This window comes from Capnocytophaga sp. oral taxon 336 str. F0502, assembly GCF_000411575.1.
GTDB classification, from domain to species: domain Bacteria; phylum Bacteroidota; class Bacteroidia; order Flavobacteriales; family Flavobacteriaceae; genus Capnocytophaga; species Capnocytophaga ochracea.
In genome coordinates, this window is sequence record NZ_KE150489.1 from 26,775 (window position 1) to 39,461 (window position 12,687).

Annotated in this window: 12 protein-coding genes and 1 pseudogene; 10 read left to right on the top strand and 3 right to left on the bottom strand. The window is 31.7% G+C overall.

Features of this window, described 5'->3' with window-relative positions; all coding sequences use genetic code 11:
• Positions 1 to 6 precede the first annotated feature (6 nt).
• Both HMPREF1528_RS03580 and HMPREF1528_RS03585 read left to right on the top strand, forming a co-directional pair.
• The gene (locus HMPREF1528_RS03580) at positions 7 to 1,632 is read left to right on the top strand and encodes a class I SAM-dependent DNA methyltransferase (protein WP_016478666.1); all 1,626 of its coding nucleotides are present in this window, start codon (positions 7 to 9) and stop codon (positions 1,630 to 1,632) included.
• 7 nt (positions 1,633 to 1,639) lie between these two features.
• The gene (locus HMPREF1528_RS03585) at positions 1,640 to 2,269 is read left to right on the top strand and encodes a restriction endonuclease subunit S (protein WP_016478667.1); all 630 of its coding nucleotides are present in this window, start codon (positions 1,640 to 1,642) and stop codon (positions 2,267 to 2,269) included.
• On the opposite strand, the gene HMPREF1528_RS03590 is transcribed toward HMPREF1528_RS03585, so the two are convergent.
• From HMPREF1528_RS03590 to HMPREF1528_RS03600, 3 genes are all read right to left on the bottom strand, one after another.
• Positions 2,240 to 3,430 (bottom strand): restriction endonuclease subunit S, encoded by a 1,191-nt coding sequence (locus HMPREF1528_RS03590; RefSeq protein WP_016478668.1) that lies wholly within the window; start codon positions 3,428 to 3,430, stop codon positions 2,240 to 2,242. The two genes, HMPREF1528_RS03585 and HMPREF1528_RS03590, sit on opposite strands and share 30 nt — an antisense overlap.
• 74 nt (positions 3,431 to 3,504) lie before the next feature.
• On the bottom strand, positions 3,505 to 4,491 hold the full coding sequence (xerA, locus tag HMPREF1528_RS03595) for a site-specific tyrosine recombinase/integron integrase (protein ID WP_009411822.1): 987 nt from the start codon (positions 4,489 to 4,491) through the stop codon (positions 3,505 to 3,507).
• 103 nt (positions 4,492 to 4,594) lie between these two features.
• Positions 4,595 to 5,386 (bottom strand): hypothetical protein, encoded by a 792-nt coding sequence (locus HMPREF1528_RS03600; RefSeq protein ID WP_016478669.1) that lies wholly within the window; start codon positions 5,384 to 5,386, stop codon positions 4,595 to 4,597.
• Positions 5,387 to 5,544: 158 nt separating this feature from the next.
• On the opposite strand from HMPREF1528_RS03600, the pseudogene HMPREF1528_RS03605 reads away from it, so the two are divergent.
• The 8 genes and pseudogenes from HMPREF1528_RS03605 to gldI all read left to right on the top strand — a co-directional run bounded on the left by HMPREF1528_RS03605 (position 5,545) and on the right by gldI (position 12,667).
• Positions 5,545 to 6,877, top strand: a pseudogene (locus tag HMPREF1528_RS03605) (Fic family protein).
• A gap of 492 nt (positions 6,878 to 7,369) precedes the next feature.
• A complete protein-coding gene (locus HMPREF1528_RS12885) occupies positions 7,370 to 7,621 on the top strand; it encodes a hypothetical protein (protein WP_016478672.1) in 252 nt (83 codons plus the stop codon).
• Between the two features lie 109 nt (positions 7,622 to 7,730).
• Positions 7,731 to 7,901 carry a hypothetical protein gene (locus HMPREF1528_RS12890; protein WP_410492504.1) on the top strand — a complete coding sequence of 57 codons (171 nt, stop codon included), beginning with the start codon at positions 7,731 to 7,733 and terminating at the stop codon, positions 7,899 to 7,901.
• Positions 7,901 to 8,209: a hypothetical protein gene (locus HMPREF1528_RS12895; RefSeq protein WP_016478673.1), complete on the top strand. Its 309-nt coding sequence runs from the start codon at positions 7,901 to 7,903 to the stop codon at positions 8,207 to 8,209. The genes HMPREF1528_RS12890 and HMPREF1528_RS12895 overlap by 1 nt, the downstream gene beginning before the upstream one ends.
• A 108-nt stretch (positions 8,210 to 8,317) precedes the next feature.
• Complete coding sequence (locus tag HMPREF1528_RS03615; protein WP_016478674.1) at positions 8,318 to 9,976, top strand: ATP-binding protein; 1,659 nt, start codon at positions 8,318 to 8,320, stop codon at positions 9,974 to 9,976.
• A gap of 251 nt (positions 9,977 to 10,227) precedes the next feature.
• Complete coding sequence (locus HMPREF1528_RS03620) at positions 10,228 to 10,965, top strand: DUF6261 family protein (RefSeq protein ID WP_016478675.1); 738 nt, start codon at positions 10,228 to 10,230, stop codon at positions 10,963 to 10,965.
• 115 nt (positions 10,966 to 11,080) lie between these two features.
• On the top strand, positions 11,081 to 12,088 hold the full coding sequence (locus HMPREF1528_RS03625; protein WP_016478676.1) for a DHH family phosphoesterase: 1,008 nt from the start codon (positions 11,081 to 11,083) through the stop codon (positions 12,086 to 12,088).
• A gap of 6 nt (positions 12,089 to 12,094) precedes the next feature.
• Positions 12,095 to 12,667 carry a gliding motility-associated peptidyl-prolyl isomerase GldI gene (gene gldI, locus HMPREF1528_RS03630; RefSeq protein ID WP_016478677.1) on the top strand — a complete coding sequence of 191 codons (573 nt, stop codon included), beginning with the start codon at positions 12,095 to 12,097 and terminating at the stop codon, positions 12,665 to 12,667.
• Positions 12,668 to 12,687 lie beyond the last annotated feature (20 nt).

Below are 12,687 nucleotides of genomic sequence, written 5' to 3' on the forward strand. Positions count from 1 at the left end.
TAAAAGATGACAGATATAAAATATATTACCGAAACTAAAAAACTAATAGACGACTTAAAGAGCGTTTGCGCTAATTATGGCTTAGGGAATGATGGGAATGAGTTTAAAATCATTTCACAAGTATTTTTGTATAAATATTTGAATGATAAATTTTCGTATGAGGTAAAAAAAGTAAATCCAGAACTTGCTTCTGCAGAAAATTTTCAGACAGCATATGAGCAAATGCCAGATTCGAAAAGACAGTTTTTGTTGGCTCGTGTGGGTAATAAAGCACCACATCTGAAACCAAATCAGCTTCTTTCTCATCTCTATAACAATCAGAATCAGAATAATTTTGCTGAAATTTATTTTGATGGAACGCTTCGTAATATCAGTCAAGAGAATATTAGTTTGTATTCTATCACATCGGCTTCTGGGGCAAAGGATAAAATGTTTGATGATTTAAGTCAATTCATTACCGATGCTTCCCAAAGAGATAATTTCTGTAAAGCATTGGTTAATAAATTGGTGAATTTCAGTTTTGAAAAAATGTTTTCAGAGAAATACGACTTTTTTGCTACTATTTTTGAGTATCTTATCAAGGATTATAACTCTGATAGTGGTGGAAAATATGCAGAATATTATACCCCCCATGCAGTGGCTCGTATTATGGCTTCTATTTTAATGGGTGAAGCACAAGATGTGAAAGATGTAAAAGTATATGACCCCTCGGCAGGTTCAGGTACTTTATTGATGAATATAGCTCATGCTATTGGTGAACAAAATTGTACAATTTATTCAGAAGATATTTCGCAAAAGTCTAGTAATATGCTTAGGCTTAATCTGATTCTCAATAATTTATCCTATTCTATTCCGAATATTGTAAAAGGGAATACTATTTTAGAGCCTTCCTATCTCAATCAGAAGTTCGATTATATTGTATCCAATCCACCTTTTAAACTAGATTTTTCGGATTATAGAGATAATTTGGATAAAGATAGTAACCGAGAGCGATTTTTCGCAGGAATTCCTAATATTCCAAAGAAAGATAAAGATAAGATGGCTATTTACTTGCTTTTTATTCAGCATATTATGTATTCGTTGAACGAAAAAGGTAAGGCAGCAATCGTAGTACCTACGGGCTTTATCACAGCACAAAGTGGTATAGAGAAAAAAATCCGTGAAGCGCTTATTGATAGAGGTTGGCTCAGAGGCGTTATAAGTATGCCGAGTAATATTTTTGCCACTACAGGTACCAATGTTTCTGTTTTGGTTTTAGATAAAAACGTCGGAAGCGAAAAAATAGTTCTGATGGACGCCTCTAAATTAGGTGAAACAGTGAAAGAAGGCAAAAACCAACGGACTGTACTTTCAGCCGAAGAAGAACAAAAAATCATAGATACTTTTAATCAAAAACAAGCAATAGAAGATTTTTCGGTAGTGGTTTCGGCAGAAGAAATTAAAGCTAAAAACTATAGTTTTTCGGCAGGACAGTATTTTGAAATCAAGATAGAGTATGTGGAAATTTCTGCTGAAGAATTTACTGAAAAAATGAATAATTTTGAAACTACTCTGACAAAACTTTTTGAGCAAAGTAATCAGTTAGACAAAGAAATTTTAGAGAATTTTAAAAAGTTGAAGTTTAATAATTGATTGAAAAATGGATAACTATATAAGTGTAGAAGTTTTTATAGAAAATGATATTTCTGGTGATTGGGGAAAAGAAGTTCCTGATGAAAAACATAAAATCAAGGCTTTTTGTGTAAGAGGTGCTGATATAAATGATTTGAATATAGGAAAAACAGAAAATTTGCCTATTAGATATGTGAAAGAAACAAGTAAAGATAAATTTTTAGAAAAAGGAAATATCATTATTGAAATTTCAGGAGGAAGTCCTACTCAATCCACAGGGAGAGTGGCTTTTTTAGAAAATATAGATAGAGATATAGTCTGTTCTAATTTTTGTAGAGCATTGAAAATCAAAAAAGATTATTCTTCTAAATATGTTTTCTATTTGCTTCAAAACATCTATAATTCAGGCGTTTTTTTTAATTTTGAGAGTAAAACAAGCGGAATTAAAAATTTACTTTATAATTCTGCTTTTGAAAATATAAAAGTTCCTAGCCGAGATTATAGTAGCCAGCAGAAAATTGAAAATATAATTACAGTAATAGATAAAAAAATCCAGCTTCTGCATCAAATAAATGATAATTTAGCGGAATTGAATCCAAACAAAAAGACCCTTTTAGGGTCTTTTTGTTTATTCTACCGATATCTGTCCATTCATTAACATAGGCAAGAGCCAATCTCGAAAGGATTGGAGGTACTGGATTTGTTTCTTAGATGAAACTATATTTTCAATTATACCTCTTAATTGTATGTCTAGTTTCTCTATAATTACTATAGTCGGGATAGGAATGTAACTATCTTTCAAATGATTAATTGTAATATGCCCCATAGTTGTTTTTCTCAATTCAGCCATCATCTTAAAATGTTGCAAATAATTTTTAAGTTCAAAAAAATAAAAACTCATAGGGAATTTATCAGATTTAACTTTAAAAATATGCTGATTTAACCCTCCTTTTCCTCCTACCCAAATTTTAACATCTAATGAAGCAGACCAAGAAAACAAAACATCACCATCATATATTATGTATTTTTTAGGAATGTCTGTTCTTACTTTTTCTGTATTTGAAGATATTCCTTCATTCATTTCCTTAATTTTAATTACAGGTAAAAATTCATTTTCGTTTGTAGGTCTGTATTTTTGGCAAGCAAGACCATTTATATAATGTGCTATTTCATATAAACTCTTCACGTGCCACCCCTCTGGAATTTCTCTCTTCAAAACCTCATTATACACCATTTTTTCACCACTAGATTTGTAAGGTTTTCCGTTTTCATCTGGAAAATCAAACTGCACAAACCAATAATCATAAATAGTTTTAGCTAATTCCGCTAAATTATCATTTATCGAACGATTGAGCCATAACTTATTTGTGATATTAATAACAAAGTTTCCGATATTATCTTGCTCTTGTGGAGAGAATGTCTGTAATTCATATCTCATTATCTGTTCTTTATCACCTCGTGGCATTTTACTCCCTTTTGCACCTTTCATTGCATAGTCAAAAAATCTATCTTGCAACAATATAGCATAGAGGAAAGAACTTTTATAGCCTTCTTTTGCTCTAAAAACAAGAACATCAGAAGAACACCCTCCTTCTTTATTGGCAAGCCAGATTTTCTTCAGATAGGGGCGTATATTTGCTACTAACACATCACCTTCTCGATAATGTGTTAGTGAACATACTACAGGAGGAAGGTTTTTAGCGATAGTTTTTCCCTCCTTGTTAGGCAAAAGAGAGTCTGTAGTAACATAATCTATCAAAGAAATACTGCTACTACTAATTTTGTCTTCTACATATACGGTAATCTCAGATAACTTCATCTTTTCTTTTTTGAGGCAAAGATACAGCTCTAAAAGCAAAAACACAAAGAAATCAAAGATAAAAAGACTACTAATTAACTTATATACTTTCGATGAGCCATTTTTACATTGATTTGATTGACCATTGCATAATGCATTGTAGTATCTATTTTGGTGTGTCCTAGTAGTTTTTGTACTTGTTCTATAGGCATCCCTTTATCAATAGCCATTGTAGCAAGAGTCCGCCTAAATTTATGCGGGTGAACTTTATTGATATTACATTTCTTGCCTAAACTTCGTAATATGCTCTCTATGCTATTGATAGTTAGTCGTTTATTAGGTTTAGAAAAAGAAACAAATAAAGCTTCTTCAGTGTCTTTTCTACTATTAATATATTCTAAGAGATGAATTTTTGTTCGAGCATCAAAATAAACTTCTCGTTGTTTATTTCCCTTCCCTGTAACAATACATGAACGCTCTTGGAAATCAATATCTTTTGTGTTTATTTTTACTAATTCACCTACTCGCATTCCTGTGGAAGAGAGAATTTCTACAATGGCTAAATCTCTGATATTATTAGTGTTATCTCTTAGTTTTTCAATTTCTTCATCGGTTAGAATTTCTTTTATGGTTTTGGCTGTTTTTACTTTATGAATTCTTCGTACAGGGGATTTTAATATATAATCTTCATCTTCTAGCCACGAGAAAAAACTGGAAAAGATTCTTCTAATATTATCAATAGTTACTTTGCTTGAACCATTTTTTTCTTGATAATCAGAAAGGTAAAGTCTCAAATCATTTGTAGAAATGTCACTAATATTTTTATTCAGTTTATTGAGAAGTGCTTCAATAGTTGAAAAATAGTATTTTAATGATTTTTCTGAGCAGCCTTCTATTTTCTTTGCAGAAAGAAAAGAATGAAGCAAATTTATAGGACTTTCGTTCGGCATTTTTTCTGTTAAGAGGTCTATAGTAAAATTTTTAATATTTTGTTCTAAAACAGTTTCTAACAATTCCATCTGCTGAAAGTTTAGACTATTACTCATCTGATTAAGGATTTTTTGTTTAAAAAGTTTTTTCATTCTTTGATAAAATTTAATTTGCAAATAAACAACTTTTTGCTAAATGATAATTTAGCGGAGTTAAGCCCAAACAATAAAAAGACCCTAAAAAGGGTCTTTTTATTTATTCTACTGATACTTGTCCATTCATTAACATAGGTAAAAGCCAATCTCTGAGGGATTGAAGATGATGGATTTGTTGGAGATTTTTTTGTTTATTTTCATCTACTTTAATATTATAAAAATTATATTTTTCTATTATGTTTTTTTGAGGAGAAATTATAGGATAAGTATGAATAAATACCTCAAATAAAAAGTTCTTAATTCCACTAGTTTTTCCTTCAAAAGAAAATAATATATTATTATGGTAAAGCCTTTCCCATTCTTTTAAAAAGAAAAAAGTATATTTTTCATCTTTCAAAGAAATTGCTTTACAAAAATTAGAACAAATGATATTGTTTTCAAATCTGGCAAAAGTATTATTTGTTAATAAAGCTATTCTTCCTGTGGATTGAGTAGGACTTCCTCCAGAAATTTCAATTATAAAATCATTTTCTACTAAAATTTTGCATTTGTTTTTTTTATTTATATACCTAATAGGACTTTTAAGCTCTCCATTTCCATTAAGTCCATTTATATCAGCTCCACGAATACAACTTACTTTTTCTGTGTAATTTCCTTCTTCTTGTTCCTTTCCCCAATCTCCATTTTTTATATCTTTTATAAAATTAGAAAAAGTACAAACTTCCCACCCCTCTGGAATTTCTCTCTTCAAAATATCATTATAAACCATTTTCCCACCACTGGATTTGTAAGGTTTTCCATTTTCATCTGGAAAATCAAACTGCACAAACCAATAATCATAAATAGTTTTAGCTAATTCCGCTAAATTATCATTTATTACTAGATGAGGCACTATATTATTTTTTAACCAATTTATATAATTCAACCAACAAGTTCAATTATTTATTGTATTTTTGCCCAAAGTTCCTGAATTTTGATGTTTTTTCTAAACACAGAATACTAAATTTTGGAAACCTTTACTTTATTGAAAAAACTTAAATAACTTCATATATGAATCCAGAAACGAATCGTATAGAATACAAACAAGAACTTATAGATGATTTAGAGAAAGAGGTAATCGCTTTTCTGAATTATCAAGAGGGAGGGATAATCTATATTGGAATAGACAAGAAAGGAAAGGCTGTGGGTGTTTCAGACATTGATGACATTGATGGAGATATGCGATATGCTTAAAATCAAAGACCGATTAAAAAATAATATTATGCCTTCTTGTATGGGGTTATTTGATGTATCAGCAGAAACTATAGATTCAAAAAACGTGATTAAAATCACATTGGCAAGTGGTACTGAAAAACCTTACTACATCAAGAAACTTGGGATGTCGGAAAAAGGTACATTTATTCGTATCGGAACGGCTGCTGAGCCAATGCCTATAAAAATGATAGAATCTCTGTTTGCCAAACGTACTCGTAGCTCAATTGGAAAAATCAAGTCTCCAAATCAGAATCTTACTTTTGAGCAACTCAAAATATATTATGAAAGCTCAGAAAAGATGTTAAATCAGCAGTTCACATCCAATTTGGAACTTCTTACTGAAGAAGGACAATACAATTATGTAGCATATTTATTAGCTGATATTAATGGAATATCTGTAAAAGTTGCAAAATACGATGGTTTAGATCGTGTTGAATTGATCGAAAACAACGAGTATGGGTATTGTTCATTGATAAAAGCAACCAAGCAGGTATTGGATAAGATAGGAGTCGAAAATAAGACATTGGCAAAAATTACACCCAAAGAACGAAAAGAAACAAAATTATGGAACCCTGTTGCTTTGCGTGAAGCTGTAATTAATGCTATTGTTCATAATGATTATACCTTGGAAGTACCTCCCAAATTTGAGTTTTTTGATGATAGAATTGAGATTACCTCATTTGGTAGTTTGCCACAAGGTATGACAGAAAAAGAGTTTTTTGAAGGCTATTCGGTACCACGCAATAAAGAGTTGATGCGTGTATTTAGAGATTTGGATTTAGTAGAACATTTGGGCTCTGGCGTCCCTCGTATTCTAAGAAGTTATGGAAAAGAATGTTTCAAGTTTACAGAGAATTTTTTACGAATGATATTTCCCGTTACCGCGCAGGATACCGCGCAAGTTACCGCGCAAGTCAAAGAATTGATTGAAATACTATCCAAAGAGATGGATAGACAAGAAATACAAGATATGTTAGGACTTTCTCATAGGGAAAACTTTCGATTAAAATATTTAAAACCTGCATTGGAACAAGGATTTATAGAAATGACTATTCCTGACAAACCTAATAGTAGGTTACAAAAATATCGACTAACCATCTTGGGCAAACAATTAAAAGACAAACTATAAACTTAGAGAGAAGTAGAAACTACTCAAGAATGTGCTACCAAGTTAGGTGAGTGAATTACAATCAAATTTGTACCATAAAATTATAAATTATTGATTTTCAGAACTAGTTATTTTTGAAAAAGTAAAATAGCGGAGAGCCTCCGCAGGCAAATAATAACAGCCCCATCTAATAAATAATTAGGTGGGGTTTTTAATGACTTAATACTATAAAACTACAAATATGGAAGAAAATACAAAAAAAATGATACCAAGAAGTATATTCTTTTACAAAATAATTATACTGTAGCGTATGATGATGAGAATTATTATGTAAATAATAAGGCTCAGGATTCAAAAAAAGATGGAGATAAAACTCCAACTAAAGAAGATATTGAAAAACAAGCAAATGACTTAAAAATACAACAATTATACAACTCTTTCCTAAGAAAACATTTTAAAAATATAGTTGTTTTAACAGGAGCTGGCTCTTCTAAGGATAGTGGAGGAAAATTAATGGGAGAATTGTGGGAGGAATACAATACAGAGATAGAAAGTTTAGTAGAAACACTTCCTGATATAAAAAATAAATCTTTTTATGACACAAAACCAGATATTGAAGCATTTATCTCATATATAACTTTGATAGAAAAAACAGCTGATAAGAATAAAGCAAGTGAATTAAAGAAAGGGCGAGAAGAATTAGAGAAAAAAATAAGAGAATTATGTACTCTCACTCTTCAAAAAGATAAAGCCCCCTCATATTGATTTTCTTAATAAAATAACTGCTCGTAAAAATAATGATTCAAGGGTTCAAATATTTACAACAAATTATGATACACTTTTTGAACAAGCAGCCAATGAAGCGGGGTTTGTAATTATAGATGGTTTTTCATTTACCCAACCACGAGAGTTTTCAGGAAGATGGTTTGATTTAGATATTGTAAATCGAGAAAAAACACGATTGAAACAAGAGGAGAGTTTTATTTCAAAAGTATTTCACTTCTATAAATTGCACGGTTCCTTAACTTGGGAGAGGAAAAAATAATGGAAAAATTATTCAGAAAAATTATTCAGAAAAATAAACCTGATAATCATCTGATAATTTATCCTTCATCTGAAAAGTATGAGAGTTCTTACGAACAACCTTACTTTGAAATGATGTCAAGATTTCAACAAGCTTTAAGAAAAGAAGAAACGCTTTTAATCGTAATTGGTTTTGGAGACAAACATATTAGAAATGTTGTGTTGGAAGCTGTAAATCAAAATCCAAGTTTTCAGTTATTAATTGTTAACTATAATAGGGAAGGTAGAATTTATAAAACAGACTCTCTTAAAGATTTTTTTTTGAAATAACTGAAAAGGAAGATGAACTGAGTGTGAGACGAAATGTGAATATAGTTTTTGATACTTTCAAAAATTTTACAGATAACTATCCCGAAAATAAAACATATTATAATAGCAATGAAACCATTTAGTCATAATTATTTTTTAGGATATGTAAATGAGGTAACCCCTCAATATATCAAGATACATTTTCCATCATCAATACTTCTTAACAAGTTTCATTTTGAAGGAATAAGTTATACTGGAGGTGGCGTTGGTAATTTTGTAGTAATTGAGGGTGATGAATATGGTTTTTTGGCACAGCTTACAGAAGTAAAATTATCTGATAGCGAGAAAAAAGAACTTACAGAAAAGGCTATTGAACACAAAGATTCTGATTTTCACCCCATAGGCAAAGCAGAATTATTGCTTTCTTTTAGTGTTTATGAGCCTCAGAAAATAGAAAAAACCGTTTCAAAATATCCTTCTATTGGAGCTAAAGTATATTCTTGTTCTGATGACCAAATTGCAAAATATGTAAAACAGTTTGGTTATAAAGGTAATGATGACAATATGTATGCTTCTTTGGGTAGATTAACTTCTAATAATGTAGAGTGTAAAGTTGCTTTAAATTCTTTATTTGGTAGACATTGTGCTGTGGTAGGAACTACAGGAGGAGAAAAAAGTTGGACAATCTCAAAACTTATTGAAGAGATAACAAAAGAAACTGATAATAAAGTCATTTTAATAGATGCTACTGGAGAGTATAAAGAACTTGTAAAATATAAAAATCAATGTGTTATAGGAGAAAAAGTGTATTTTTCTTTTAAAGAAATGACAAATAGCGATTTTTGTTTCCTTTTTAGAGAACATTCTCCAAATACTTCAAATGCTTTATGTGAAGCCATTAATTCTTTAAAGTTAATTTATTTGAATAAATTTGATGGGGTTAAAATTGGAAAAAATGTTACTGAAATAAATAGAATTATTACTGAAAATACTAGTAATTTGTATGGAACAGATTTTGACATTCAAGAACTTCCTAACCAAATAAAAAATGAATGCGTAAAACAAGGATGGAAAGGTATTTATGAAGAGGATACTTTTAAACTAGGATATTGTTCTCATTTAATATCTAGAGTTGATGCTTTCTTACAAAACTCAGTAATACAAAAGGCTTTTGGTATAAATATTAATAAAGAAGGTTCTAAAGATATTAATGATATAATCAATGAATTTATTGACACACCAGAAAGTAAGGTACTTAGAATAGGCTTTGAGAAATTGTCATATGATTTTGGAATACGTGAAATTATTGTAGATTTTATTTCATTAAAACTATTAGAAAAATCAAGAAAAGAGAAATTTCAAGAATCTCCTTTAGTTCTATTTATAGATGAAGCACATCAGTTTTTGAATAAACGTATTAGTGCAGATGATGATTCTTCTTTTTATTTACAAAATATAGAGTTTATAGCAAAAGAAGCTAGAAAAAATGGTCTTTTTCTATGCTTAGCTACACAAATGCCACGTGATATACCTATTGGCACATTAAGCCAAATGGGGACATTTATTGTTCATCGTTTGATTAATGAACAAGATAAAAAGGCTATTGAAAATGCTGTTTCATCAGCAAGCAGAAATAGTTTATCTTTTTTACCAATACTTGGTGAGGGGGAAGCATTGCTTGTAGGGGTCGATTTTCCTATGCCTCTATTGTTAAAAATTGATGAACCTACTGTTAAACCTAATTCTAAGACACCTAAATTAGGTAAAAGAAGTAATAAAGAAAAATAACATTCTTTTGTTAATTATGGTAATTAATTATTTTCGCCGGTAATCTCTTCCTCCTTGCTTCACATTTTCATTCGCAGAAAATTTTCTCCCGCAGCTTGAGGGAGGTCGTGTTCTGTAAAATTTTATCTCCCGCAGCTCGGGGAAGAGCGTGTTCTACAAAAAAATAGAAAAAACATTTTTTCTTCATTTTTCAAAAAAACTTCTTATCTTTGCGCATAATTATTAATCATTTTCTAAAAATTTTTATACGTATGAAACCACTTAGAACAAGCGCCCGGATTACTGAAGTTGCCGATACCGGCTCAAGACTTTCAATTCTTTTTAGCAGGGAAACCGCCCTCGCCAAAGATGTTATTCTCAAACCACTTTTTGCTGAAATAGAAACGCTTACTCAGCAACTTTCGGAAGCTATTAAAAGCGACCGCACTCTCTCCGAACTCGATGCTATTGATACCACACGCGATGAGCTTATCCGCCGAATGGGCAAAATACTACAAGGCTATGCCGCTTCGCCTATCGAAGCTCTACAACGCTCAGGAAGCAAGCTCAACGCTGTTTTTGAAAAATATGGCGTGGGCATTGCGCGCGAAAATTATGCAGTAGAGTCCGCTCATATCGAATCACTTTTAAAAGATTTTTCAGATGCTGCCCTCTCTACTGATATTAGTGCTCTAACGGGAGTTACCGAAATAATTTCAATGCTTACTAACGCTCAAAAAGATTTTAACAACCACCGTGTAACCTATGAGCAGGCTGTAGCTCAGAAAAATTCTCAGCTGAAACCCAACGAACTGAAAAAACTCCTTTTGCAACGCATTAACCACTCGTTATTGCCTTACCTCAAAACACTGAAAAGCCTTAACAATGAGCCTTATTTTCATTTCATTGAAGGGGTACACCAAATCATTTTAAGTACCAACAGTGCCATTGCAGCGCGAAGCAAAAAAACACCTCACACCCCCTCCCCCACCGATAGACCTAAGGAATAACTTCTGGTGAAAATAGTAAAGTTGATTTGTAAAAAGTAGTCCTTCTACAATCGATGAAAAACTTTTCTATTCCTTTTTGGCGATAATTAAAAATAATGTCGTACTTTCGCACCCTATGAATATATATGATATAGAAAACGTTAAGCTACTACTTAAAAAACAGCTGAAAATAAGTATCATTCCTCACAAAAGCCCTGATGGAGATGCCATAGGGAGTTGCTTGGGACTATATTTGTATTTAAAGCAATTGCACCAAAATGTAACGGTGGTGTCGCCCAATGATTTTCCTGATTATTTAAAATGGTTACCCTCAGCCGATGAGATTCTCATCTATGACAATGCTCCTGAAAAGGCAAAAAAACAAATAGAAAACTCTACGCTCATCTTTACGCTTGATTTCAATTCGCTTAAACGCGCTGATGGGCTCACACCTTTATTAGAAAACTCGGCTGCTACATTTGTGATGATTGACCATCATCAAGCGCCTGAGGCTTATGCCAAAGTAACTTTCTCTAACCCCAATGCCAGCTCTACCTGCGCAATGGTATATTCGTTTATTGATGCAATGGGCAATAAAAACCAAATAGATAGAGAAATAGCTACTTGTTTGTACACAGGAATAATGACCGATACGGGAAATTTTAAATATCCCACCACTACTAGCAATACGCTAAAAATAGCTGCTTTTCTTATCGAAAAAGGAGCTAAAAACAGTCAGATTAACAGTAATGTGTTTGATAATAATTCATTTAACAAATTGCAATTACTGAGTGTAGTTCTGAAAAATATGACGTATTTAAAAGAGTACGACACGGCTTACACAACGCTTAGTTCCGAAGAACTACAACAATACGACTGCCAAAAAGGAGATACTGATGGTTTCGTAAATTATGGGCTTACGATTAAGAACACCAAGCTGGCAGTAATCTTCATTCAAGAAGGTGATTTTATAAAAATGTCGTTGCGTTCCAAAGATAATAACGATGTAAATCTGTTTGCGCGCAAATATTTCAACGGAGGAGGGCACATCAATGCTGCAGGAGGTAGATTTGACGGTACAATGGAAGAAGCAGTAACTTATTTTAAACAAGTTTTGCCTGATTTTATTCACAAGAATATTTAAAATACAATGAATATACTCAAAAAAATAGCAATAATAATGGTTGCTGGCATAGTTTTCATAAGCTGTGCCGACCGACAAGCACGCCACCCTGTAACCAAGAAAACAAGTACCTTTTTAAAGGAATCGGCTAAGAAAAACAAAGTACTATTAGCTTCAGAAGAAGCTCTTATTGATTCTATTATCAAAAAAGATACGCTCCACACCTTTATAGATTCACAACACGGTTTTAAATTCTATTACCTAAACCAAAATCCTAATGCTGACTACACAGCACAGTTTGGCGATATCGTAACCTATGATTACAGTCTTTCGGATTTGCAGGGTAACGAACTCTACCAAGAGAAACCCGATGGTGATTATAAGTATAATGTAGATAAAGAAGAGGTATTCCAAGGGTTGCGTTCAGCACTAAAATTGCTAAAAGAGAAAGAAAGTGGTGTTTTCTTTTTCCCCTCGAGCGTAGCCTATGGTTATCGTGGTGATAAAGATAAAATAACTTTCAACCAGCCTATTATTGCCAAGATAGAGGTTTTTAAAATTGAAAAGAACAAAGAGAAAATAGAACCACGACCTGAATAAGTAGAAATTTTAATTAATTT

What these genes read in the sequence shown, in the direction of transcription:
- HMPREF1528_RS03580 (WP_016478666.1), top strand. Translation starts at nt 7, where the DNA reads ATGACAGATATAAAATATATTACCGAAACTAAAAAACTAATAGACGAC.
- HMPREF1528_RS03585 (WP_016478667.1), top strand. Translation starts at nt 1,640, where the DNA reads ATGGATAACTATATAAGTGTAGAAGTTTTTATAGAAAATGATATTTCT.
- HMPREF1528_RS03590 (WP_016478668.1), bottom strand. Translation starts at nt 3,430, where the DNA reads ATGAAGTTATCTGAGATTACCGTATATGTAGAAGACAAAATTAGTAGT.
- xerA (WP_009411822.1), bottom strand. Translation starts at nt 4,491, where the DNA reads ATGAAAAAACTTTTTAAACAAAAAATCCTTAATCAGATGAGTAATAGT.
- HMPREF1528_RS12885 (WP_016478672.1), top strand. Translation starts at nt 7,370, where the DNA reads ATGGGAGAATTGTGGGAGGAATACAATACAGAGATAGAAAGTTTAGTA.
- HMPREF1528_RS12895 (WP_016478673.1), top strand. Translation starts at nt 7,901, where the DNA reads ATGGAAAAATTATTCAGAAAAATTATTCAGAAAAATAAACCTGATAAT.
- HMPREF1528_RS03615 (WP_016478674.1), top strand. Translation starts at nt 8,318, where the DNA reads ATGAAACCATTTAGTCATAATTATTTTTTAGGATATGTAAATGAGGTA.
- HMPREF1528_RS03620 (WP_016478675.1), top strand. Translation starts at nt 10,228, where the DNA reads ATGAAACCACTTAGAACAAGCGCCCGGATTACTGAAGTTGCCGATACC.
- HMPREF1528_RS03625 (WP_016478676.1), top strand. Translation starts at nt 11,081, where the DNA reads ATGAATATATATGATATAGAAAACGTTAAGCTACTACTTAAAAAACAG.
- gldI (WP_016478677.1), top strand. Translation starts at nt 12,095, where the DNA reads ATGAATATACTCAAAAAAATAGCAATAATAATGGTTGCTGGCATAGTT.